This window comes from Undibacterium sp. Di26W, from assembly GCF_049340265.1.
Taxonomy (GTDB): domain Bacteria; phylum Pseudomonadota; class Gammaproteobacteria; order Burkholderiales; family Burkholderiaceae_D; genus Undibacterium.
The window spans coordinates 1-551 of sequence record NZ_JBMPOR010000074.1 but is presented as its reverse complement, the minus strand read 5'-3'; the positions used below and the strand labels follow the sequence as shown (position 1 = coordinate 551).

1 protein-coding gene is annotated in these 551 nt (G+C 49.5%); it reads right to left on the bottom strand.

The annotated features are described in order from the left end of the window. Positions 1 to 24: 24 nt before the first annotated feature. Complete coding sequence (locus tag ACO0LM_RS28695; RefSeq protein WP_423042356.1) at positions 25 to 459, bottom strand: ExbD/TolR family protein; 435 nt, start codon at positions 457 to 459, stop codon at positions 25 to 27. Between the last annotated feature and the right edge of the window lie 92 nt (positions 460 to 551).

Here is a 551-nt window from a genome sequence, read left to right as displayed (position 1 = left end):
TCTCAGGTCTTTATCAAATTGCGCTTAGTCCCGTGAAGGCGGTTCGATCACGAAGCCTACCTTGGCGATACCTGCCCGCTGTGCTGTCAAGATACTCTTGCCAATAAATTCATAGCGGGTGTTTTGATCACCACGGATGTGCAACTCAGGTTGCGGCACCTTCACCGCTTCCACTTTCAATTTCTCAAACAGCTCATCCGTGCCACCCAGTGGACGCATGCTGCCGTTCCAGTACAGATCACCATCCTTGTTCACGGACAAGGTGATGTTTTCCGGTTTAGTCTTGTAAATGACGTTTGTTTCTGCCGGCAGCTTGAGCTTGACCGTATCTGTAATCACCGGGGTGGTGATCAGGAAGATGATCAGCAAAACCAGCATGACGTCGACCAGCGGGGTGGTGTTGATGGTGCTGTTGACTTCGTCTTCGCCATCACCATCATTGCCAATTGCCATTGCCATAATGTGTTCTCTTTCGATGTTACGCTTTAAACCCTTAAGACCGCTCAACACAGAGGCACAGAGACACAGAGAAAATCAGGAGGAAAACCTCT